Annotated in this window: 17 protein-coding genes; 2 read left to right on the top strand and 15 right to left on the bottom strand. The window is 60.2% G+C overall.

The window, feature by feature from the left end:
• Positions 1 to 6: 6 nt before the first annotated feature.
• Together fghA and BFP93_RS12640 are read right to left on the bottom strand one after the other, a co-directional pair.
• Positions 7 to 852: an S-formylglutathione hydrolase gene (gene fghA, locus BFP93_RS12645; protein ID WP_065893382.1), complete on the bottom strand. Its 846-nt coding sequence runs from the start codon at positions 850 to 852 to the stop codon at positions 7 to 9.
• Between the two features lie 8 nt (positions 853 to 860).
• A complete protein-coding gene (locus BFP93_RS12640; RefSeq protein ID WP_065893381.1) occupies positions 861 to 1,973 on the bottom strand; it encodes an S-(hydroxymethyl)glutathione dehydrogenase/class III alcohol dehydrogenase in 1,113 nt (370 codons plus the stop codon).
• 94 nt (positions 1,974 to 2,067) lie between these two features.
• Here BFP93_RS12640 and BFP93_RS12635 point away from each other — a divergent pair, with 94 nt between their 5' ends.
• Complete coding sequence (locus BFP93_RS12635) at positions 2,068 to 2,979, top strand: LysR substrate-binding domain-containing protein (protein ID WP_165386127.1); 912 nt, start codon at positions 2,068 to 2,070, stop codon at positions 2,977 to 2,979.
• Between the two features lie 70 nt (positions 2,980 to 3,049).
• Complete coding sequence (locus BFP93_RS12630; protein WP_065893380.1) at positions 3,050 to 6,076, top strand: dermonecrotic toxin domain-containing protein; 3,027 nt, start codon at positions 3,050 to 3,052, stop codon at positions 6,074 to 6,076.
• 3 nt (positions 6,077 to 6,079) lie between these two features.
• Here the strand turns inward: BFP93_RS12630 and ispD are convergent, their stop codons facing one another.
• From ispD to lpxD, 13 genes are all read right to left on the bottom strand, one after another.
• A complete protein-coding gene (gene ispD / locus BFP93_RS12625) occupies positions 6,080 to 6,790 on the bottom strand; it encodes a 2-C-methyl-D-erythritol 4-phosphate cytidylyltransferase (RefSeq protein WP_065893379.1) in 711 nt (236 codons plus the stop codon).
• Positions 6,787 to 7,065: a cell division protein FtsB gene (ftsB, locus tag BFP93_RS12620; RefSeq protein ID WP_057723188.1), complete on the bottom strand. Its 279-nt coding sequence runs from the start codon at positions 7,063 to 7,065 to the stop codon at positions 6,787 to 6,789. The genes ispD and ftsB overlap by 4 nt, the downstream gene beginning before the upstream one ends.
• 171 nt (positions 7,066 to 7,236) lie before the next feature.
• Positions 7,237 to 8,526, bottom strand: a complete 1,290-nt coding sequence (gene eno, locus BFP93_RS12615) for a phosphopyruvate hydratase (protein WP_065893378.1) — start codon at positions 8,524 to 8,526, stop codon at positions 7,237 to 7,239.
• 156 nt (positions 8,527 to 8,682) lie between these two features.
• A complete protein-coding gene (kdsA, locus tag BFP93_RS12610; protein WP_065886101.1) occupies positions 8,683 to 9,528 on the bottom strand; it encodes a 3-deoxy-8-phosphooctulonate synthase in 846 nt (281 codons plus the stop codon).
• 5 nt (positions 9,529 to 9,533) lie between these two features.
• Positions 9,534 to 11,165, bottom strand: coding sequence for a CTP synthase (locus tag BFP93_RS12605; protein ID WP_065893377.1), 1,632 nt, complete (start codon positions 11,163 to 11,165; stop codon positions 9,534 to 9,536).
• A 273-nt stretch (positions 11,166 to 11,438) separates the two neighbouring features.
• Positions 11,439 to 12,758, bottom strand: coding sequence for a tRNA lysidine(34) synthetase TilS (gene tilS / locus BFP93_RS12600; protein ID WP_065893376.1), 1,320 nt, complete (start codon positions 12,756 to 12,758; stop codon positions 11,439 to 11,441).
• Between the two features lie 162 nt (positions 12,759 to 12,920).
• On the bottom strand, positions 12,921 to 13,868 hold the full coding sequence (locus BFP93_RS12595) for an acetyl-CoA carboxylase carboxyltransferase subunit alpha (protein WP_057723192.1): 948 nt from the start codon (positions 13,866 to 13,868) through the stop codon (positions 12,921 to 12,923).
• A gap of 128 nt (positions 13,869 to 13,996) precedes the next feature.
• Positions 13,997 to 17,518 (bottom strand): DNA polymerase III subunit alpha, encoded by a 3,522-nt coding sequence (dnaE, locus tag BFP93_RS12590; RefSeq protein WP_065893375.1) that lies wholly within the window; start codon positions 17,516 to 17,518, stop codon positions 13,997 to 13,999.
• A gap of 77 nt (positions 17,519 to 17,595) precedes the next feature.
• On the bottom strand, positions 17,596 to 18,228 hold the full coding sequence (gene rnhB, locus BFP93_RS12585; protein WP_065893374.1) for a ribonuclease HII: 633 nt from the start codon (positions 18,226 to 18,228) through the stop codon (positions 17,596 to 17,598).
• Positions 18,225 to 19,364, bottom strand: a complete 1,140-nt coding sequence (gene lpxB, locus BFP93_RS12580) for a lipid-A-disaccharide synthase (protein WP_065893373.1) — start codon at positions 19,362 to 19,364, stop codon at positions 18,225 to 18,227. The genes rnhB and lpxB overlap by 4 nt, the downstream gene beginning before the upstream one ends.
• A 2-nt stretch (positions 19,365 to 19,366) precedes the next feature.
• On the bottom strand, positions 19,367 to 20,143 hold the full coding sequence (gene lpxA / locus BFP93_RS12575; protein WP_065886094.1) for an acyl-ACP--UDP-N-acetylglucosamine O-acyltransferase: 777 nt from the start codon (positions 20,141 to 20,143) through the stop codon (positions 19,367 to 19,369).
• Complete coding sequence (gene fabZ, locus BFP93_RS12570; RefSeq protein WP_003172281.1) at positions 20,140 to 20,580, bottom strand: 3-hydroxyacyl-ACP dehydratase FabZ; 441 nt, start codon at positions 20,578 to 20,580, stop codon at positions 20,140 to 20,142. Before fabZ ends, lpxA begins: the two co-directional genes overlap by 4 nt.
• A gap of 111 nt (positions 20,581 to 20,691) precedes the next feature.
• Complete coding sequence (lpxD, locus tag BFP93_RS12565; RefSeq protein ID WP_065893372.1) at positions 20,692 to 21,747, bottom strand: UDP-3-O-(3-hydroxymyristoyl)glucosamine N-acyltransferase; 1,056 nt, start codon at positions 21,745 to 21,747, stop codon at positions 20,692 to 20,694.
• Positions 21,748 to 21,750: the final 3 nt, after the last annotated feature.

The raw sequence follows: 21,750 nt of genomic DNA, 5'->3' as shown, positions 1-21,750 counted from the left end.
CTCACATTAACCGAGCAAAGCACGACCATGATGGCGCAAATGGTCATCGATGAAGCTGGCGATAAAGAAGTAGCTGTGGTCATAGCCAGGTTGCAGGCGCAGTTCCAGCGGATGGCCGGCGGCCTTGGCCGCTTGCTGCAGGGCCTCGGGCTTGAGCTGCACGGCGAGGAAATCGTCGCGATCGCCCTGGTCCACCAGCAGCGGCAACTGTTCCGAGGCTTCGCTGATCAGTACGCAGGCATCCCATTCACGCCACTTCGAGCGCTCCTCTCCCAGGTAATGGGAAAAGGCTTTCTGGCCCCAGGGACAATCCATCGGATTGCTGATCGGCGAAAACGCCGACACTGACTGGTAACGCCCGGGGTTGCGCAGCGCACAGACCAACGCACCGTGGCCGCCCATCGAGTGACCGCTGATGCCGCGCTTGTCCGAAGCCGGGAAGTGCGCTTCCACCAGCGCCGGCAATTCCTGCACCACGTAGTCATGCATCCGATAATGCCTGGCCCAGGGTTGCTGGGTGGCATTGAGGTAAAAACCCGCGCCGAGGCCGAAGTCCCAGGCATTGTCCGGGTCATCGGCAACACCGGGGCCGCGCGGGCTGGTATCCGGTGCCACGATGATCAAGCCCAGCTCGGCGGCCATGCGCTGGGCGCCGGCCTTCTGCATGAAGTTCTCGTCGGTGCAGGTCAGGCCGGACAGCCAATACAGCACCGGCAGCTTGCCGCCCTGCTCCGCTTGCGGCGGCAGGTAGACCGCGAAGGTCATGTCGCAATCGAGCACATCGGAGTGATGCTTATAGCGTTTGTGCCAGCCGCCGAAGCTTTTCTGGCAGGACAGGTTTTCCAGACTCATGGCCGACCTCAGAAATGGATGACGGTACGAATGCTCTTGCCTTCATGCATCAGGTCAAACGCTTTGTTGATGTCTTCCAGGCCCATGGTGTGGGTGATGAAGGTGTCCAGCGGAATCTCGCCGGTCTGGGCCATGTCCACGTAGCTTGGCAATTCGCTGCGTCCGCGTACGCCGCCGAATGCCGACCCGCGCCAGACGCGACCGGTCACCAGTTGGAAAGGACGGGTGGAAATTTCCTGGCCGGCGCCGGCCACGCCGATGATCACTGACTCACCCCAGCCTTTGTGGCAGCACTCCAGGGCCGCACGCATCAGTTGAACATTGCCGATGCATTCGAAGGAAAAGTCCACGCCGCCATCGGTCAAATCGACAATCACGTCCTGGATCGGGCGGTCGTAGTCTTTCGGGTTGATGCAGTCGGTAGCACCCAGTTGCTTGGCGATTTCGAATTTGGCCGGGTTGATGTCGATGGCAATGATGCGACCCGCCTTGGCTTTCACCGCGCCAATCACCGCCGACAGACCGATACCGCCCAGACCGAAGATGGCCACGGTGTCGCCCGGCTTGACCTTGGCGGTGTTGAGCACCGCACCGATACCGGTGGTGACGCCGCAACCGAGCAGGCAGACTTTTTCCAGCGGCGCGTCTTTAGAAATCTTGGCCACCGAAATTTCCGGCAGCACGGTGTACTCGGAAAACGTCGAGGTGCCCATGTAGTGGAAAATCGGCTCGCCTTTGTAGGAGAAACGCGTGGTGCCGTCAGGCATCAAGCCTTTGCCCTGAGTGGCACGGATGGCCTGGCAGAGGTTGGTCTTGCCTGACAGACAGAATTTGCACTTGCCGCATTCCGGGGTGTACAGCGGGATCACATGGTCGCCAACGGCAACCGAGGTCACGCCTTCACCAATGGCCTCGACCACTGCACCGCCTTCATGACCCAGAATCGACGGGAAGATGCCTTCCGGGTCCGCGCCCGACAGCGTGTAGGCGTCGGTGTGACACACGCCGGAGGCGACCACGCGCAACAGCACTTCACCCGCCTTGGGCATGGCGACATCGACTTCCACGATCTCGAGAGGTTTATTGGCTTCGAAGGCTACGGCGGCGCGGGACTTGATCATCCGGGTTTCTCCATGGAGTTGAACATTGATGGAATGAGTGTAAACCATGGCTTATTGATTAATAATCCAGGCAAAAGCAAAACATTATTGCCATATGGGGACAATCAACGTGTTGGAAAACCGCTGGGAAGGCATCGATGAGTTCGTCGCCGTGGCCGAATGCAGCCAATTCACGGCAGCGGCCGAGCGCCTGGGGGTGTCGTCGTCCCATATCAGCCGCCAGGTGGCGCGCCTGGAAGAACGCCTGCAAACGCGACTGCTGTATCGCAGTACGCGCAAGGTGACGCTGACCGAAGCGGGCCAGACCTTCCTGCACCACTGTCAACGTTTGCAGGACGGTCGCGAAGAAGCCCTGCGTGCAGTGGGCGACCTGACCAGCGAACCCAAGGGCATGTTGCGCATGACCTGCGCGGTGGCCTATGGCGAACGTTTTATCGTGCCCCTCGTCACAAGGTTCATGGCGCTCTATCCGCAGTTGCGGGTCGATATCGAGCTGAGCAACCGCCCGCTGGACCTGGTGCACGAAGGGCTCGACCTGGCGATTCGCCTCGGGCGCCTGCAAGACTCGCGCATGGTCGCCAGTCGCCTGGCCCCTCGGCGCATGTACCTGTGCGCGTCACCTTCCTACCTCGAACGGTATGGTCGGCCACATAGCTTGTCGGAACTGAGTCGGCACAACTGCCTGATCGGCAGTTCGGATATCTGGCAACTGGCCCAGGACGGACGCGAATTTTCCCAGCGGGTGCAGGGCAACTGGCGCTGCAACAGTGGGCAGGCGGTGCTGGATGCAGCGCTGCAAGGTGTGGGGTTATGCCAGTTGCCGGACTATTACGTGCTGGAGCATTTGCAACACGGGACGCTGGTGTCGTTGCTCGAGGCCCACCAACCGCCAAATACCGCGGTGTGGGCGCTGTACCCGCAGCAACGGCATTTGTCGCCGAAAGTCAGGAAGCTGGTGGATTTTCTCAAGGAAGGCTTGGGTGACCATCCGGTTTATCGAGCATAAACAATTACCGCCCGTGTATTGCCTGGTTAGCGCTCAATAGCCGCTTTGACTGCACAAACCAGGCAAGCCGATGAAGTCCAACGCCCAACAGCTTCAGCATATCAATCACTTTGTCCGCAAGGTCCTGGCGGACTTTCCAGTGCCCAGCGCCATCGCCGCTCAATTGCTGTGTGAGCATCTGCAACCGTTCAGCCAGGAAACACTGGATCCGGACACCACATTCCTGACCACGCTTGAATACAACACCGACCACCCCAACGCGGCGTACAACGCACAGATCGTCCAATCCATGAGCCTGACCGAGGCCATGATCTGCAATGCCCCCCATGCCCCAGGCGGCATGATCAACACCACGGGTTTTTCCACCACCGCGCCTTACTTCACGATCGTGACCGAACTGCCGCGCCTGATGGATAACCGCATACCGCAAATGTTCAACGAAGAGTTCATTACGTCCGGCTGGATACCGCCCAGGCGTTATGAAGCGCTCTACCGGCAAAGCGACCCTCAGGTCTACGATCCGACTACCCAATTGGCGATTGCGCCTGCCGTTCTCAGGAGGGTCATCGATTCAAGCCACTTCGAACACACCTACGACAAGGCCGTCACACTGTTCTGGGACGAGCATCGGGACAACTACACCACCCTGATGCGCATCGCATTTACCAAGGCCTACCTCCATCAGTACGCAGAATTCACCCTCACCCTGGCAGAACGGCAGCTCGCCGCCCGAGCGGCAGGTATCGGCGTCGACAAGGACGCCGGCAACCTGACCCTCGAAGACTTCCAGGCGCCTTACTCACCGGATGCAAACCTGACCGTACGGGTGCTGCGCATCCATCAATTCGAAGCCACCGACATCCTCACGATTACCGACAACCAGAGCCTGATCACGCTGGCGTACATCTCGGGAAACTCCTCGCCCATCCATGGTTTCAATACCCCGAAGGACATGCGCAGTGCGCTGGTGAAACTGGCCGGGGATCCGACCCTGCGCAAAGCCCTGACCAACCACTTTGAACCCGACTCGGTTGACTCCGGCCTGCTCTACAGGGGTGTCGAGGAAGCATTGATCGGCATGGCGATGTACCCGAAATCCTCCAGCCCTCCCGGTTTTTTCAACAGTTTGCTGCACAACGGCTATTGGGACCCGAAGCAATACATCAATAACCCGCTGTATCCGGCGCTCAGAAGTGACCCATTTGCGTTCATCGCACGCCAGATCCGCACTCGCATTGCCAAGCTGGCGGCAAAAACCATTGTCTCGCCCCTGGACACGTTCAAGGCCGATACCCTCGACGTTCTGGAAAAGGCCTGCCTGCTGGCGATCCCCGTGGCGCTGACCATGGGCACGGCGTTGCTGGCGGAGTTTTGCTTCGTGACATCGGGCTTGACTGCAATGGCCATCGGCGCCGATGACGTGATCAAAGACAAAACCCACGCCGTCGAGCGCATTGTGTTCGGCGCCTTGAACGCGCTCCCGGTGGTTATCCACGGCATCGGTAAAGGGGTGAGCAATTTTGAGACGTTGCGACCTGGGCTTGGCCAGGCCACGCGGGCAGAGGAAGGCCAGATCAGTGTCCGGGTCATGACTGAAGCCCCCGCGTCGGCCGAAACCGAGACTCGCCCCCTGATCGCTACGACCGCCCCCAGTGGCTTGCAGAGCGTCAGGATTCAGGGCGAGACCTTCCTGACCTACAAAAAACCGAATGCCGGGGGCCTTTTCGAGTTATTCGTAAACAATCCAGAAGCCCCGGAAAAGATCCAATCCACCGGTCTCTACGCGATTCAAAGCGCCGACCTGCAATGGCGACGTGCCGGGCTGGCCGGAGGCGGGGCATTTCGCAATGCCTGGCAACGGGTTTACACACTGTTCGGCGGCGCCGAGAACGCAAGCTTCTTCAGCCTCTACGAGATGCCTGCGCACGTTCGCGAGACGCTCGTGGAAATGCTCACTGACACCAGCTTGTTTTCGGAAGACTTCGAACCCGTCGGCACGGCTGCACAATCGATCAACAGCACCCGGAAACTGTTTTTCGAGAAAAGAAGCCAATTAAACCGCGATTCGGCGATCTTCTTTAACCGCCTGCCCTATTCACCCCTGCAGCCAATACTCCCGCGCTTGAGCTTGAACGAGCCGCAGCAAAGCATTATCGAGAAATTGCTGCGCGCCAGTGATGGCCTCGTGATCGGCGAAAGCCACAGCGCCGAATCGAGCAAAGCCTTTCTGATCGACAACATGCAGCTACTCGCCAGCCAGGGCGTCAAACGCCTCTACTTCGAACATCTGCTGACGGATGTGCATATTCCGATGCTGAGGGCGTTTTACCGGTCCAAGAACGCACCAATGACCGAGGAGCTGACAAATTTTCTGAACGGGATCTACCCATTGCCCCAAAACCGTTATTACTCATTCAGACACGTCGTGAGCACAGCCCGAGACGCCGGGATCAAGGTTCAGCCGATCGACTGCATCGTGAGCTACATACTTCGCGATATCCGCGACAGCACGGGCACCCTGCGCCAGCGGATGATGAACTATTACGCCACCGAGGTGATCCAGTGGGTCCAGACCTTCAAGCGCAGACCAGGAAAATGGATCGCACTGGTGGGCGATACCCATACCAATACCTTCAAGGGTATCCCTGGGCTGGCAGAACTCACCGGCAGCATCGGCCTGCGGATAGAAGATAGAGTGGGCGCCCAACCTTTAGGCATCGAAGTCGACCCGGGGCGCACTGCCAGCCTGGGCCTCAATAAAGGGGAAGGCACAGTCAAAGCCAACCTGGTGTTGCGCGTTGACCCTGCCGCCCTGCAGCACTCGATGGAACCCCAGCCCGGCCCTTCGCACAGTCGCGTGGTGTCGTCGGCCGAGACATTGCTGATGCAGCCGGGCCAATTCATGCTCCGCGAGGCCAGCCACATTGACTATCGCTCCCGACGTGGGGAACTGCGCAATATCAGGATCAATAGCCAGGCGGGTAGGTACTTCATCGAGGCGTCCGGCTGGTCTATCGACCAGAAGCCATTCGACAGCATTGAGGCATTGGTCAGCGAGCTGAGAACCCAGCCCGGGATGCGGCAAGTCTACCGCTAAGGGTCAGGACCCTTGATAACCCCGGCGCTGACGCAGCCATTCGAGGTCTTCGGGGCGGGTGACCTTGATGTTGTCCGCACGCCCTTCGACCAGCCGCGGCGCCTGGCCGGACCATTCCATGGCCGAGGCTTCGTCGGTGATCATGGCGTCGGCGACCAGGCTGTCGGCCAGGGCGCGGTGCAAGGCACCCAGGCGGAACATCTGCGGCGTGTACGCCTGCCAGATCAGGCGACGGTCGACGGTTTCCACCACGCGGCCCTGCTTGTCGACACGCTTTAAGGTGTCGCGAGCGGGCACCGCCAGCAGACCGCCCACCGGGTCGTCCGCCAGTTCAGCCAACAGCTTGTCGAGGTCGTCACGGTTCAGATTGGGCCGCGCGGCATCGTGCACCAACACCCAGTCGTCATCACTGGCGCCCAGGGCGTTGAGATGCAGCAGCGCGTTGAGCACCGAGCCCGAGCGTTCCGAGCCACCGTCCGCACGCTGGATACGCGGGTCGGTGGCGCACGACAGGGTGGGCCAATAGGGATCATCGACAGCCAGACTGACCACCAGGCCCTTGAGCGAGGGATGGTCGAGAAAACAGCCGAGGCTGTGTTCGAGAATAGTGCGCCCGCCCAGTTGCAGGTATTGCTTGGGACGGTCCGCGGCCATACGGGCACCGACGCCCGCGGCAGGAATCACGGCCCAGAAGGCCGGTAAATCAGCGTTCATTGGGCCAACTGGTAGAGGGTCTCGCCCTCCTTGACCATGCCCAACTCATGGCGAGCCCGCTCTTCAACGGTCTCCGTACCTTTTTTCAGCTCCAGCACTTCAGCATCGAGGACGCGGTTGCGCTCCAGCAGGCGTTCGTTTTCGGCGTGCTGGTCGGCAATTTGCTGGGTCAGCTCTTCCACCTGCGCAAAGCTGCCATTACCGACCCATAGGCGGTACTGCAGGCCAGCCAGCAACAAGAGCAAGACGAGGAACAACCAATTGGGACTGCGCATCGAAATCCGGGTATCCAGTGAAAAAAGACCGTCATGCAAACCTTTTGCAGCAACTGATAGCACGAAGCCTGGAAAAACCAGGCTTGTGCTTGTCAGTCAGCAGATTAGCGCCGAAATGCCCACTGTCGTGAGATTTCCGACGCAATCCGCCGACTTTTTACCATTTACTGCTCAGCCGCGAAACTCGCCGCGACCGTTGTACTTGGCTTTACCCGCCAATTGCTCTTCGATGCGCAGCAATTGGTTGTACTTGGACACACGGTCCGAACGGCACAGGGAACCGGTCTTGATCTGGCCCGCCGAGGTACCCACGGCCAGGTCGGCAATGGTGGAATCTTCGGTTTCGCCGGAGCGGTGGGAGATCACGGCAGTGTAGCCGGCAGCCTTGGCCATCTGGATGGCTTCCAGGGTTTCGGTCAGGGTGCCGATCTGGTTGAACTTGATCAGGATCGAGTTGGCGATCTTCTTGTCGATGCCCTCTTTCAGGATCTTGGTGTTGGTCACGAACAGGTCGTCGCCTACCAACTGGATTTTCTCGCCGATCTTGTCGGTGAGGATTTTCCAGCCGTCCCAGTCGGACTCGTCCAGGCCGTCTTCGATCGAGATGATCGGGTAGCGCTCGGTCAGGCCCTTGAGGTAGTCGGCAAAACCTTCGGAGTTGAACACCTGGCCTTCGCCGGACAGGTTGTATTGGCCGTCTTCATAGAATTCGCTGGCGGCGCAGTCCAGGGCCAGGGTCACGTCGGTGCCCAGCTTGTAGCCGGCGTTGGCCACGGCTTCGGAGATCACTTTCAGTGCATCTTCGTTGGACGCCAGGTTGGGCGCGAAACCACCTTCGTCACCCACCGCAGTGCTCAGGCCACGGGCCTTCAGTACAGCCTTGAGGTGATGGAAAATCTCGGTGCCCATGCGCAGGCCTTCGGAGAAGGTCTTGGCGCCCACTGGCTGCACCATGAATTCCTGGATGTCGACGTTGTTATCAGCGTGCTCGCCACCGTTGATGATGTTCATCATCGGGACCGGCATCGAGTAAACACCCGGAGTGCCGTTCAGGTTGGCGATGTGCGCGTACAACGGCAGGTCCTGATCCTGGGCAGCCGCCTTGGCAGCGGCCAGGGATACGGCGAGGATCGCATTGGCGCCGAGGCTGCCTTTGTTTTCGGTGCCGTCGAGCTTGATCATCGCGTGGTCCAGGGCTTTCTGGTCCAGCGGGTCCTTGCCCAGCAACAGATCACGGATCGGGCCGTTGATGTTGGCTACTGCCTTGAGTACACCCTTGCCCAGGTAACGGCTCTTGTCGCCATCACGCAGTTCCAGCGCTTCACGGGAACCTGTGGAAGCACCGGACGGCGCGCAGGCGCTGCCGATGATGCCGTTATCGAGAAGCACATCGGCTTCGACGGTGGGGTTGCCACGGGAGTCGAGAACTTCACGACCTTTGATGTCGACGATTTTTGCCATTGTTGTAAACACTCCAAAGTTGACGAAAACGACGCAGCTGAAGGAAATCTTTTGACCGACCGCAAGGGTGGAACAACAGGGCAGGCTTGCAGACGACAAGGCCCAGGCCTGGGGCCTGAGCATAAAGCGTGGGAAATTCTACCGGAGAAACGCCGCTTACGCGGTCTCTACCGTCGGAAAACTCTTGACCAGCTCGTCCAACTGCTTGAGCTGGGCCAGGAACGGCTCCAGCTTGTCCAGGCGCAGGGCACAAGGGCCGTCGCACTTGGCGTTGTCCGGGTCCGGGTGGGCTTCCAGGAACAGGCCGGCCAGGGACTGGCTCATGCCCGCTTTGGCCAGGTCGGTGACCTGGGCACGACGCCCACCGGCGGAGTCCGAGCGACCACCGGGCATTTGCAGCGCGTGGGTCACGTCGAAGAACACCGGGTATTCGAACTGTTTCATGATGCCGAAACCGAGCATGTCCACCACGAGGTTGTTGTAGCCGAAGCTCGAGCCACGCTCGCAGAGGATCAACTGGTCGTTACCGGCTTCCACGCACTTGCTCAGGATATGCTTCATTTCCTGGGGTGCGAGGAACTGGGCTTTCTTGATATTGATCACAGCGCCGGTCCTGGCCATCGCGACAACGAGGTCGGTCTGGCGCGACAGGAAGGCCGGCAGTTGGATGATGTCGCACACCTCGGCAACCACGGCAGCCTGCTCAGGCTCGTGGACGTCGGTGATGATCGGCACGCCGAAGGCTTGCTTGATGTCCTGGAAGATCCGCATGCCTTCTTCAAGGCCCGGGCCGCGATAGGAGGTCACGGACGAACGGTTGGCCTTGTCGAAGCTGGCCTTGAACACATAAGGGATCCCCAGTTTCTGGGTAACCCGCACGTACTCTTCACAGACCTGCATCGCCATGTCGCGGCTTTCCAGTACGTTCATGCCGCCGAACAGCACCATGGGCTTGTCGTTGGCAATTTCGATGTCGCCTACGCGAATGATCTTCTGGGCCATCAGGGTTATGCCTTCTTCTGATGTTGCGTCAGTGCAGCTTTGACGAAACCGCTGAACAACGGATGACCGTCGCGCGGCGTCGAGGTGAACTCAGGGTGGAACTGGCAGGCCACGAACCACGGGTGATCCGGCGCCTCGACCACTTCAACCAACGCGCCATCGCCGGAGCGACCGGAGATTTTCAGGCCGGCCTCTTTGATTTGCGGCAGCAGGTTGTTGTTCACTTCGTAGCGATGACGGTGACGCTCGACGATCACGTCCTTGCCATAGCAATCGTGAACCAGCGAACCCGGCTCCAGCAGGCAATCCTGCGCACCAAGGCGCATGGTGCCGCCCAGGTCGGAGCTTTCGGTACGGGTTTCGACGGCGCCGGTGGCGTCTTCCCACTCGGTGATCAGGCCCACGACCGGATGGCCGCTGGTGTGATCGAACTCGGTGGAGTTGGCGTCTTTCCAGCCCATCACGTTACGGGCGAACTCGATAACGGCCACTTGCATGCCCAGGCAGATACCCAGGTAAGGCACCTTGTTCTCGCGAGCGTATTGCACGGCAGTGATCTTGCCTTCCACGCCACGCAGGCCGAAACCGCCGGGAACCAGGATCGCATCCACGCCTTCAAGCAGCGCGGTGCCCTGGTTCTCGATGTCTTCGGAATCGATGTAGCGCAGGTTGACCTTGGTACGGTTGCTGATGCCGGCGTGACTCATCGCTTCGATCAGCGACTTGTACGCATCCAGCAGTTCCATGTACTTGCCGACCATGGCGATGGTGACTTCGTGCTCAGGGTTGAGCTTGGCATCGACCACCGCTTCCCACTCGGACAGGTCCGCGCAATTGCATTGCAGGCCGAAACGCTCGACCACAAAATCGTCCAGGCCTTGCGAATGCAGGATGCCCGGGATCTTGTAGATGGTGTCGGCGTCTTCCAGGGCAATCACCGCACGTTCTTCAACGTTGGTGAATTGCGCGATCTTGCGACGCGAGGAAATGTCGATCGGGTGATCGGAGCGGCATACCAGCACGTCCGGCTGCAGGCCGATGGAACGCAGTTCCTTGACCGAGTGCTGGGTAGGCTTGGTTTTGGTTTCGCCGGCGGTCGCGATGTAGGGCACCAAGGTCAGGTGCATCAGCATTGCGCGCTTGGCGCCGACTTCGAAACGCAACTGGCGGATGGCTTCGAGGAACGGTTGGGATTCGATGTCACCCACGGTGCCACCAATCTCGACCATCGCCACGTCGGCATCGCCCGCACCCTTGATGATGCGGCGCTTGATTTCGTCGGTGATGTGCGGGATCACCTGGATGGTTGCACCCAGGTAGTCACCACGGCGCTCCTTGCGCAGCACGTGCTCGTAGACGCGGCCGGTGGTGAAGTTGTTGTTCTGGGTCATGGTCGTGCGGATGAACCGCTCGTAGTGGCCCAGGTCCAGGTCGGTCTCGGCGCCGTCATGCGTGACGAACACTTCACCGTGCTGGAACGGGCTCATGGTGCCCGGGTCGACGTTGATGTACGGGTCCAGCTTGAGCATGGTGACTTTAAGCCCCCGCGCCTCCAGGATGGCCGCCAATGAAGCGGAGGCAATGCCTTTCCCCAATGAAGAAACAACACCGCCCGTGACGAATATGTAGCGCGTCATGAAAAACCCTAGAAGTCTGCGTTAAAGCGGTCCGAGCCGCCGGGGAAAGCGAAGAGAGGCCGAAGCCCCCGATCACCTGCATTAATCACAGTGCACCTTTCAAAAAAACCGCCGCGTTGTGACAGACCAGCAATGGAACACCGGTACGTTGATCGCTACACATTTTTTGGAATCGCCCAGCAAAGACTGCTTGGTAATCGGCAACTGCTGCGATTCAGGCGAATCCACAGAAGTTGTATCAAGAAGGGAGCGTAGTCTACCGGAAAGGCGCTATCAGCTCAAACCTTGATCGCAGGTCTGCGGCAACCAATCTAATTGCCCGTGATCTGCCGACCCGGCCCATGGCCCCGCGATGGTTGGGACAGCCAGCAATTGCTCACCCCGGTAGACCAGCGGCAATCTGCCACGGACGAAGCCGGGCACGCCACTTTCGTTGAGCAGGCGCTTGAGGTCGCGACGACCTCGCCCCGGCACGTCGATGACTTCGCCGCCCTGCCGATAACGGATCACCAAAGAACCTGAAGGTGCCTCGCCGACAAATCGAAGCTGACCATTGCCAGGTAACTCCAGTGGGTTTCGCGGATCGGGCCAGCTTACCGATGCGTCGGAGAATTCGGACCAAATAGAAGGCAACCACCAGATGCGCTCGCCGCAACGGTGTAACTCGCCGTCGGCCAGGCGCCATACGGGCTGTGCATCGCCCTTGGCATCGCGCAGGGAACACCAGCCGGCCCAGTGATCGCTGTCGGGCAGGCGGGTCAGTGGGTTCAGCCAGTGACGCAGGGCGTTGCGCTGGCGGGCGTCGGAAAGCTCGCGCAAGGGCGCCAGGGCCAAGGATGGCAAAAGCAACCAGGGAAACGCTGAAGGCTGATCGGCGAGGTTCAGGTCCATGTGCGCCAGCTCATCGAGCAGCCCCTGGGCTTCGTTGAGGTGTTCGGCAGTACGGGCCAGACTTGAGGCTGCCTGGGGCCAGCGCTGCGTAAGCAATGGAAATACTTGATGGCGCAGATAATTACGGGAGAAGCGTGGATCAGCGTTCGAAGGGTCTTCGATCCACTTCAAGTGATGTTGGTGGGCGTAAGCTTGCAGCTCGCCACGGGCCACCTCCAGCAGCGGCCGCACCAGATGCCCCGCCGCCAACGTACGATGCGCAGGCATTGCGGCAAGCCCGCGCACACCCGCACCGCGCAGCAGGCGGAACAACAGGGTTTCGGCCTGATCGTCGCGATGCTGGCCGGTGAGCAACACCTCCCCTGCCCCGATCACCCCGGCGAAGGCCAGATAACGTGCGTCACGAGCCGCGCGCTCAAGGCTGGCACCGGGTGGTACTTGCACGCGCAGGATGCGCAAGCGCACGCCCAGGCTGTCGCAGACCGACTGGCAATGAGCGGGCCACGCATCGGCGGCCGCTTGCAGGCCATGATGAACATGCACGGCGCAGAGGGGCGGTAATGTTTCGGACTTTGCCAGGGTGGCCAGAAGATGCAGCAGCACGGTGGAATCGAGCCCACCAGAGAACGCGATGTGCCAGGCCGGGGCATTGCGCCAGGGGGCCAGGGTTTTCAGAAGTCGGGCCGGCAGGATTGATTTCATCACAGGTTACCGCCGCAAATCTGAAATACGTCCGTCAAGCATACACAAAGCAAATGTGGGAGGGGGCTTGCCCCCGATAGCAGTGGGCCAGTCAACAGATGTTGTGACTGACACTCAGCAATCGGGAGCAAGCCTCCTCCCACATTAAGTGACGGCGTCGGCTTAGAGGCCGTAGCTCATCAGGCGCTCATAACGACGGGCCAGCAGCGCTTCGTTATCGAGCTTCTTGAGCATCGCCAGTTGCGCGCCCAGTTCGGCGCGGATGGTGGCGGCAGCGGCAGCCGGGTCACGGTGTGCGCCGCCCAGTGGCTCGGCGATCACTTTGTCCACGATCCCCAGGCCTTTGAGGCGGTCAGCAGTGATGCCCATCGCTTCAGCAGCGTCCGGCGCCTTTTCGGCGGTTTTCCACAGGATCGAGGCGCAACCTTCCGGCGAAATCACCGCGTAGGTCGAATATTGCAGCATGTTCAACTGGTCGCAGACGCCAATGGCCAGTGCACCGCCGGAACCGCCTTCACCGATCACAGTCGCGATGATCGGGGTTTTCAGGCGCGCCATGACGCGCAGGTTCCAGGCAATCGCCTCGCTCTGGTTGCGCTCTTCGGCGTCGATCCCAGGGTAGGCACCCGGCGTGTCGATGAACGTCAGGATCGGCATCTTGAAGCGCTCGGCCATTTCCATCAGGCGGCACGCCTTGCGGTAGCCTTCCGGACGCGGCATGCCGAAGTTGCGACGCACTTTTTCGCGCACTTCACGGCCTTTCTGATGACCGATCACCATCACCGGCTGGTCGTCCAGGCGAGCGATACCGCCCACGATGGCCGCGTCGTCCGAGAAGTGGCGGTCGCCATGCAGCTCGTCGAATTCGGTGAAGATGTGCTGAATGTAATCCAGGGTGTACGGACGGCGCGGGTGGCGGGCCAGGCGCGCGATCTGCCAGCTGGTCAGCTTGCCGAAGATGTCTTCGGTGAGCGTGCTGCTCTTGTCTTGCAGGCGGGCGATCTCATCGCCGATATTCAGCGAATTATCGTTGCCGACCAGGCGCAGCTCTTCGATCTTGGCTTGCAGGTCAGCGATCGGCTGTTCGAAATCAAGAAAATTCGGGTTCATAAGCGTCCGTCTTGGGTCGACGGCCAAGGGGTGCCTGGCCAGCCGGTTGTCTATTCGCGCCCTACCTTAAGGGAGAGGCGCGGTTAGGTCGAGATTAAATGTTCAGCCGAGGTCAGGGGTGCTGACCGTCAACGGTATTGGAGGAAGACGTTGTCTCGCCCGAACTGGTCACGCAAAGCTTGAATCAAGCCGTCAGCCGGATCAATTCGCCAGGTCTCGCCAAACTGCAGCATGGCCTTGGCGTCATTGCCGGTGTACTCCATGGTCACCGGGCACGCGCCACGGTGACGCTTGAGCAGGTCACCCAACCAGCGTAGCTGATCGCCCTTGAGTGCCTCGGTCTTGACCTTCAGGCGCAGGCTTTCGGCCAGGTTTGTGCGTGCATCTTCCATGCTCATCACCCGCTTGATGCGCAGGCGCAGGCCACCGGAGAAGTCGTCGTTGCTGACCTCCCCTTCCACCACCACCATGGCGTCGGTCTGCAGCAGCGACTGGGCGGAGTGGAACGCGTCGGCAAACAGCGAGGCTTCGATCCGGCCCGAGCGGTCATCGAGGGTGATGAAGCCCATCTTGTCGCCTTTCTTATTTTTCATCACACGCAGGGCGATGATCATGCCGGCGACGGTCTGGGTATCGCGCGCCGGTTTCAGGTCGATGATGCGCTGGCGGGCAAAACGGCGGATTTCGCCTTCGTACTCGTCAATCGGGTGACCGGTGAGGTACAGGCCCAAGGTGTCTTTCTCGCCCTTGAGACGTTCCTTGAGGGTCAGATCCTTGGCCTTGCGGTGGTTGGCATACACATCCGCGTCTTCTTCGACGAACAACCCGCCAAACAGGTCGGCGTGGCCGCTGTCATGGGTACGGGCGGTCTGTTCGGCAGCCTTGATCGCTTCTTCCATGGCGGTGAGCAACACCGCGCGATTGCGGTCGATATTGGCCTGGTAGGCCTTCGGCTCGTCATGGAAGTACGGGCCAAGACGGTCCAGCGCGCCGCTGCGGATCAGGCCGTCGAGGGTACGCTTGTTGATACGCTTGAGGTCGACCCGCGCGCAGAAGTCGAACAGGTCCTTGAAGGGCCCGTCCTGGCGCGCTTCGGTGATGGCTTCCACCGGGCCTTCACCGACTCCCTTGATCGCGCCGAGGCCATAAATGATGCGGCCTTCGTCGTTCACCGTGAACTTGAACTCCGAGGCGTTCACGTCCGGCGCGTCGAGGCGCAGCTTCATGGTGCGCACTTCCTCGATCAAGGTCACGACCTTATCGGTGTTGTGCATATCCGCCGAGAGTACCGCCGCCATGAACGGCGCCGGATAGTGGGCTTTCAGCCAGGCGGTCTGGTACGACACCAGGCCATAGGCGGCGGAGTGGGATTTGTTGAAGCCGTAACCGGCGAACTTCTCCACCAGGTCGAAGATGTTACCCGCCAGGTCAGCGTCAATATTGTTGGTGGCGCAGCCCTCAATGAAACCGCCGCGCTGCTTGGCCATTTCCTCGGGTTTCTTTTTACCCATGGCGCGACGCAACATGTCCGCACCGCCGAGGGTGTAGCCCGCCATGACCTGGGCAATCTGCATCACCTGTTCCTGATACAGGATGATGCCGTAGGTCGGCGCCAGTACCGGCTTGAGGCCTTCGTACTGATAGTCCGAATGCGGGTACGCCAGTTCGGCGCGGCCGTGCTTACGGTTGATGAAGTCATCCACCATGCCGGACTGCAACGGCCCAGGACGGAACAGGGCCACCAGTGCGATCAAGTCTTCCAGGCAGTCGGGCTTGAGCTTTTTGATCAGCTCCTTCATGCCCCGGGATTCAAGCTGGAACACTGCCGTGGTTTCGGCTTTTTGCAGCAGGCTGTAGGTCGGTTTGTCATCCAGCGGGATGAACGCGATATCCAGCGGCTCCTCGCCCACCTTGGCGCGGTCGCGGTTGATGGTCTTGAGCGCCCAGTCGATGATCGTCAGGGTGCGCAGGCCGAGGAAGTCGAACTTCACCAGGCCGGCCGCCTCCACGTCATCCTTGTCGAACTGGGTAACCAGGCCGTCACCTTCTTCGTCGCAGTAGATCGGCGAGAAGTCAGTCAGCTTGGTCGGCGCGATCACCACGCCACCGGCGTGTTTACCGACGTTACGCACCACGCCTTCGAGCTTGCGCGCCATGTCCCAGATTTCGGCGGCTTCTTCATCGACCTTGATGAAGTCGCGCAGGATTTCTTCCTGCTCGTAGGCTTTTTCCAGGGTCATGCCGACTTCGAACGGGATCATCTTCGACAGGCGGTCGGCCAGGCCGTAGGACTTGCCCTGCACCCGGGCCACGTCGCGGATTACCGCCTTGGCGGCCATGGAACCGAAGGTGATGATCTGGCTCACCGCATTGCGGCCGTACTTCTCGGCCACGTATTCGATCACCCGATCGCGACCGTCCATGCAGAAGTCGACGTCGAAGTCGGGCATGGATACCCGCTCCGGGTTCAGGAAGCGTTCGAACAGCAGGTCATATTCCAACGGGTCAAGGTCGGTGATCTTCTGCACGTAGGCCACCAACGAGCCCGCACCTGACCCCCGGCCCGGACCTACCGGTACGCCGTTGTTCTTGGCCCACTGGATAAAGTCCATCACGATCAGGAAGTAGCCGGGGAACCCCATCTGGATAATGATATCCAGCTCGAAATTCAGCCGGTCGACGTAGACCTGGCGTTTGGCTTCGTAGTCTTCAGTAGTGTCTTTGGGCAACAGGACGCGCAGGCGATCCTCAAGGCCGTCGAACGACACCTTGCGGAAGTACTCATCAATGGTCATGCCATCGGGAATCGGGAAGTTGGGCAAAAAGTGCTTGCCCAGCTTCACTTCGATGTTGCAGCGCTTGGCGATTTCGACCGAGTTTTCCAGGGCCTCGGGCAAGTCGCTGAACAGTTCGGCCATTTCCTCGGCGCTTTTGAGGTACTGCTCTTCGCTGTAGTTCTTCGAGCGGCGCGGGTCATCCAGGGCGCGGCCTTCGCCGATGCACACGCGCGTTTCGTGGGCTTCGAAATCTTCCTTCTTGATAAAGCGCACATCGTTGGTCGCCACCAGCGGTGCGCCCAGCTTGTCGGCCAGGGCCACGGCGGCGTGCAGATGCTCTTCATCGTTGGGACGATTGGTGCGTTGCACTTCGAGGTAGAAGCGGTCAGGGAAGACTTGCATCCATTCGCGGGCCAGCACTTCGGCTTCCTGCGGATTGCCACCCAGCAGCGCGATACCGATCTCGCCCTCCTTGGCGGCCGAGAGCATGATCACGCCTTCGCTGGCTTCGGCCACCCACTCGCGCTCGATGATGATCGAGCCATTTCGCTGACCATCGATAAATCCACGGGAAATCAGCTCGGTCAGGTTGCGATAACCCACGCCGTTCATCGCCAGCAGGCTGATGCGGCTCAGCGGGTTATCCGGGTCCTTGTTGGACAACCACAGGTCGGCGCCGCAGATCGGCTTGATACCTGCGCCCATGGCGTTTTTGTAGAACTTGACCAGGGAGCACATGTTGTTCTGGTCGGTAACCGCCACCGCCGGCATGTTCATGCCCACCAGGGTCTTGACCAGCGGCTTGATCCGTACCAGGCCGTCGACCAGGGAGTATTCAGTGTGCAGGCGTAGATGAACGAATGAAGCCGGCATAGTGATCCTGTGCAATAACTTGGAAACGACAAGGCCCGGGATTGTACCGGGCCTGGAGCAAAACATCAGCCTCGCGACTACACCTCGCTGAGGCTCTCGCGCAGCTCATAAGCCTGGCGCACCGGGGCGAACGAGCGGCGGTGGATCGGCGTAGGACCGAGTCGCGCCAGGGCTTCCAGATGAACGGGCGTCGGGTAGCCTTTATGGCCGCCCATGCCGTAGCCCGGGTAAACCAGATCGAAAGCCGCCATTTCGCGGTCGCGGCTGACCTTGGCCAGAATCGACGCCGCCGCAATCGCCGGCACCTTGCTGTCGCCCTGGACCACGGCCTCGGCGCGCATCGCCAGTTTGGGGCAACGGTTACCGTCAATCATCGCCAGCCTGGGCGTGATATGCAGCCCTTCAACCGCGCGCTGCATGGCAAGCATGGTGGCGTGCAGGATGTTCAACTCGTCGATTTCTTCGACTTCCGCCCGGGCGATATGCCAGCTCAAAGCCTTTTCACAGATCTCGTCATAGAGTTTTTCACGACGGGCTTCAGTGAGTTTTTTCGAGTCATTCAGGCCCAGGATCGGACGGCTCGGGTCGAGGATCACCGCCGCCGTCACGACCGCACCGCACAACGGGCCGCGTCCGACTTCGTCGACACCCGCCACCAATTCGTGGGCTTGTGCAACCAGGCTGAAATCCAGGCCCATCTGCGTGCTCATAAGGCTTCCTGTTTGTGGCCGATCAGCTCCAGCACAGCATCCGCCGCCTGGTTCGAGGCATCACGGCGCAAGGTGCGGTGAATAGCGTCGAAACCACGGGTCTGCTCGGCGCCGCCGTCAATCAAGGGTAGTAGAGTTTGCGCCAGCGCTTCGGGCGTAGCATCGTCCTGCAACAACTCCGGCACCAGCAACCGTTGGGCCAGCAGATTGGGCAATGAAATATACGGGCTCTTGACCATCCGCTTGAGAATCCAGAAAGTCAGCGGAGCCAGGCGATAGGCCACTACCATCGGACGCTTGTACAGCAGGGCTTCCAGGGTCGCGGTACCCGACGCGATCAATACGGCGTCGCAAGCGGCCAGGGCCAGATGGGACTGACCGTCGAGCAGGGTCAGCGGCAGGTTGCGCCCTTGCAGCAGTGTTTCAATTTGCGCGCGGCGCTGCGGGCTGGCGCACGGCAGCACAAAACGAACGCCTGGCTTGAGTGCCTGCAGACGTTCGGCGGCATCAAAAAACAGGCTGCCCAGTCGTCCGACCTCGCCCCCTCGGCTACCCGGCATCAGTGCGACCAGCGGGCCGGCAACCAGCCCCAGTTCGGTACGCGCCGCGTCACGGTCAGCCTGCAAAGGAATGGCATCGGCCAGGGTATGGCCGACGAACCGCACCGGCACGCCCTTCTCTTCGTAGAATCTGGCCTCGAACGGCAGCAGGGTCAGCATCAAGTCGCAGCCTTCGCGAATCTTGAGCACACGCTTTTGCCGCCACGCCCATACGGACGGGCTGACATAGTGCACGGTCTTGATCCCGGCCTGGCGCAGCTTGAGTTCGATGTTGAGGGTGAAATCCGGGGCATCGATACCGATAAAGACGTCGGGCCTTTCGTCGATCAGCGTCTTGATCAGCAACTTGCGCCGCGCGAGCAATTCACGCAGGCGCCCCAGCACTTCGACCAACCCCATGACCGACAGGCGCTCCATCGGAAAGTAGGAGGTAAGGCCTTCAGCCTGCATCAAGGGGCCGCCGACGCCGATAAACTCGATGGCCGGGTGCCGGGCTTTCAGCGCCCGCATCAGGCCGGCGCCGAGAATATCGCCGGAAGCTTCCCCGGCGACCAATGCGATACGCAACTTGGCCATGATCAGCGAGTAATGCCGCGAGTCGACGCCTGGATCGAGTCACGGAACACCGCGACTTCCGGGAACGACGCTGCCGGCTCGGTCAGTTCGATCAAGGCCTGCTCAACCGTCAGCCCTTGACGGTAAACCGTCTTGTAGGCGCGGCGCAGGGCCTGGATTGCGTCGTCGCTGAAACCGCGACGGCGCATGCCTTCGAAATTCATGCTGCGCGCTTCGGCAGGGTTGCCGAACACCGTGACGAATGCAGGGACATCCTTGCCGATGGCGGTGCCCATGCCGGAAAAGCTGTGGGCGCCGATATGGCAGTATTGATGAACCAGGGTGAAACCGGACAGGATTGCCCAGTCATCCACATGCACATGCCCGGCCAACGCGGTGTTATTGACCAGGATGCAGTGGTTGCCAATCACGCTGTCGTGGCCGATATGCGCGTAGGCCATCACCAGGTTGTGATCACCCAGCGTGGTCTCGGCGCGGTCCTGCACAGTGCCACGGTGAATGGTCACGCCTTCACGGATGATGTTGTGGTCACCGATGACCAGCCGTGTTTCTTCACCCTTGTACTTCATGTCCGGGGTGTCTTCGCCTACCGAGGAAAACTGGTAGATACGATTGTGTTTGCCAATGCGGGTCGGACCCTTGAGGATCACGTGTGGCCCGATGACAGTCCCCTCGCCGATTTCCACACCTGCGCCGACGATCGACCAGGGGCCGACCTCAACGTCGGCGGCCAGTACGGCCGACGGATCGATGATTGCGCGAGGGTCAATCAAACTCATAGTTTGCGTTCCGCACAGATGATCTCGGCTGAGCACACCGGCTTGCCATCCACCGAAGCCTGGCATTCGAACTTCCAGATCTGGCGCTTGCAGCTGATGAACTTGGCTTCCAGGATCAACTGGTCACCCGGAGTGACCGGATTGCGGAAACGCAACTTGTCGGAACCCACGAAATAGTAAAGCGTGCCGTCGGCAGGCTTGAGGTCAAGCATTTTGAAACCAAGGATACCGGCAGCCTGGGCCATTGCTTCGATGATCAACACGCCCGGCATGATGGGATGCGCAGGAAAGTGACCATTGAAAAACGGTTCGTTGATGCTGACATTCTTGTAGGCACGAATGCGCTTTTCCTCAACATTGAGGTCCACTACACGATCCACCAGCAGGAACGGATAACGGTGAGGCAGGTATTCGCGAATCTCGTTGATGTCCATCATTTCGGGGGGAAGCCTGTAATAAAGATTGGGGGCGGGCGGACTAAAAGCACGCCCCGCTAGCAAATCAAGGAGGCAGTCTATCGGCTGTGCACACTTGATATGGAAATGGTATCAGCCTTCTGATGAAGCATCACCGCCAGGGGTCACGTCCCCAACACGCTTTTCCAGCTGTTTGAGACGTCGAGCCATGTCGTCGATCTGCCGCAAGCGTGCTGCACTCTTGCGCCATTCAGCCGAGGGCTGCATGGCGGTACCGGAAGAATAGGAACCCGGCTCGGTAATCGAGTGGGTGACCATGGTCATGCCGGTGATGAAGACGTTGTCGCAAATATCGATATGCCCCACCAGCCCGACGCCACCGGCGAGCATGCAATGCTTGCCGATTTTGGTACTGCCGGAAATGCCCACGCATGCCGCCATGGCGGTGTGGTCGCCAATCTGCACGTTGTGAGCGATATGGATCTGGTTGTCGAGCTTCACGCCGTTGCCTATGACGGTATCGGCCAAGGCTCCACGATCAACGGCAGTATTCACGCCGATTTCCACGTCATCGCCGATCAATACGCCGCCGACGTGGGCAACCTTGTGCCAAATACCTTTGGAATTGGCAAAACCAAAACCTTCACCACCGATCACAGCGCCCGACTGCAGAACCACCCGCTCACCGATACGCACGTCGTGGTAAAGGGTCACGCGAGGAGCAAGCCAGCCATCGACACCGATTTCACAACGCGCGCCGATAAAGCAATGAGCGCCGACCGTTACACCCGCGCCAATACGTGCGCCGTTCTCGATCACCGCAAAGGCACCAATGCTGGCCGAGGGATCAACCTGGGCATCATCGGCGATCACCGCAGACGGATGAATACCAGCGCTGGCCTTGGATTTTGGAGCGAACAGGTGCGACGCCCGGGCAAAAGCCAGGTAAGGGTCAGCCACCACCAGCGCGTCCCCAGTAAACCCTTCGGCATCGACGGCCGTAAGCAACACGGCGCCGGCTTGGCAGTCGACCAGATACTTACGGTATTGGGGCTTCGCCAGGAAGCTCAACTGAGCTGGGCCAGCCTCCTGCAAGGTGGCTAGCCCAGTGATTTCCTTCTCCTTGGAGCCACGCAAGGTGGCCCCCAGGAACTCGGCCAACTCGCCGAGCTTGATAGTCGCAGTCATGGT

The sequence above is a fragment of the Pseudomonas sp. 44 R 15 genome (genome assembly GCF_900004965.1).
Lineage (GTDB): Bacteria > Pseudomonadota > Gammaproteobacteria > Pseudomonadales > Pseudomonadaceae > Aquipseudomonas > Aquipseudomonas orientalis_A.
The sequence above is the reverse complement of the archived record's forward strand: the minus strand, read 5'-3'. Positions and strand labels throughout refer to the sequence as shown.

Excerpts from the sequence above, each read along its gene's own strand:
- fghA (WP_065893382.1), bottom strand. The coding sequence starts at position 852 with ATGAGTCTGGAAAACCTGTCCTGCCAGAAAAGCTTCGGCGGCTGGCAC.
- BFP93_RS12640 (WP_065893381.1), bottom strand. The coding sequence starts at position 1,973 with ATGATCAAGTCCCGCGCCGCCGTAGCCTTCGAAGCCAATAAACCTCTC.
- BFP93_RS12635 (WP_165386127.1), top strand. The coding sequence starts at position 2,068 with ATGGGGACAATCAACGTGTTGGAAAACCGCTGGGAAGGCATCGATGAG.
- BFP93_RS12630 (WP_065893380.1), top strand. The coding sequence starts at position 3,050 with ATGAAGTCCAACGCCCAACAGCTTCAGCATATCAATCACTTTGTCCGC.
- ispD (WP_065893379.1), bottom strand. The coding sequence starts at position 6,790 with ATGAACGCTGATTTACCGGCCTTCTGGGCCGTGATTCCTGCCGCGGGC.
- ftsB (WP_057723188.1), bottom strand. The coding sequence starts at position 7,065 with ATGCGCAGTCCCAATTGGTTGTTCCTCGTCTTGCTCTTGTTGCTGGCT.
- eno (WP_065893378.1), bottom strand. The coding sequence starts at position 8,526 with ATGGCAAAAATCGTCGACATCAAAGGTCGTGAAGTTCTCGACTCCCGT.
- kdsA (WP_065886101.1), bottom strand. The coding sequence starts at position 9,528 with ATGGCCCAGAAGATCATTCGCGTAGGCGACATCGAAATTGCCAACGAC.
- BFP93_RS12605 (WP_065893377.1), bottom strand. The coding sequence starts at position 11,165 with ATGACGCGCTACATATTCGTCACGGGCGGTGTTGTTTCTTCATTGGGG.
- tilS (WP_065893376.1), bottom strand. The coding sequence starts at position 12,758 with ATGAAATCAATCCTGCCGGCCCGACTTCTGAAAACCCTGGCCCCCTGG.
- BFP93_RS12595 (WP_057723192.1), bottom strand. The coding sequence starts at position 13,868 with ATGAACCCGAATTTTCTTGATTTCGAACAGCCGATCGCTGACCTGCAA.
- dnaE (WP_065893375.1), bottom strand. The coding sequence starts at position 17,518 with ATGCCGGCTTCATTCGTTCATCTACGCCTGCACACTGAATACTCCCTG.
- rnhB (WP_065893374.1), bottom strand. The coding sequence starts at position 18,228 with ATGAGCACGCAGATGGGCCTGGATTTCAGCCTGGTTGCACAAGCCCAC.
- lpxB (WP_065893373.1), bottom strand. The coding sequence starts at position 19,364 with ATGGCCAAGTTGCGTATCGCATTGGTCGCCGGGGAAGCTTCCGGCGAT.
- lpxA (WP_065886094.1), bottom strand. The coding sequence starts at position 20,143 with ATGAGTTTGATTGACCCTCGCGCAATCATCGATCCGTCGGCCGTACTG.
- fabZ (WP_003172281.1), bottom strand. The coding sequence starts at position 20,580 with ATGATGGACATCAACGAGATTCGCGAATACCTGCCTCACCGTTATCCG.
- lpxD (WP_065893372.1), bottom strand. The coding sequence starts at position 21,747 with ATGACTGCGACTATCAAGCTCGGCGAGTTGGCCGAGTTCCTGGGGGCC.